Source organism: Aeromonas sp. Prich7-2 (assembly GCF_017939255.1).
Lineage (GTDB): Bacteria > Pseudomonadota > Gammaproteobacteria > Enterobacterales > Aeromonadaceae > Aeromonas > Aeromonas caviae.
Window position 1 is genome coordinate 1 of record NZ_JAGKRI010000202.1, and the last position, 680, is coordinate 680.

General features: G+C 46.9%; 1 rRNA gene. It reads right to left on the bottom strand.

Annotated features, from left to right (window positions below):
- Positions 1–132 (bottom strand): 16S ribosomal RNA (locus J9892_RS20595); the annotation flags it as partial.
- Positions 133–680 lie beyond the last annotated feature (548 nt).

Below are 680 nucleotides of genomic sequence, written 5' to 3' on the forward strand. Positions count from 1 at the left end.
TTCCCAGGCATTACTCACCCGTCCGCCGCTCGCCGGCAAAAGTAGCAAGCTACTTTCCCGCTGCCGCTCGACTTGCATGTGTTAGGCCTGCCGCCAGCGTTCAATCTGAGCCATGATCAAACTCTTCAATTTAAGTTTGGTTGCCTATAAAGGCGGCTCAATGAATTGCTGAATTAACTGCTGCAACTAAAAGTTGCTTTGGTCACTTCATCAGACATTGAAAATCAAAAATTGTTTTTGATGCTCGATGCTGTGAGTGCCCACACAGATTGCTTGATTCAAATTGTTAAAGAGCAACACAGCTTTTGGCTGCTGCGGGAGTGGCATTCTACTCAACCGCCTTCTCGAGTCAAGCCTTATTTTTACAGGCTTTTCGAGGCTATCGACCGGCTTGTTTGCGTTGCCGCTTGCCCTGTCGATGGAGGCGCATTATAGGGAGCGAATTCGTTCTGGCAACCCCTCCCCTGCAATAAAATTGCAAAAATCGGCACTTTTTTAGTTATTCATATCCAGGCACAGCTTTTATACAACCTTTCCACAGAAACAAGTCCTCAACGGCACTATAGCCGCCACACTCCATGACTCATGGCCTACTTATACGACAAATGAAGGATGACATTGCCCTACTCTGGGCTATGCAACAGAACCCCTGTCGTTTAGGCAGAGATAAACGACTTAAA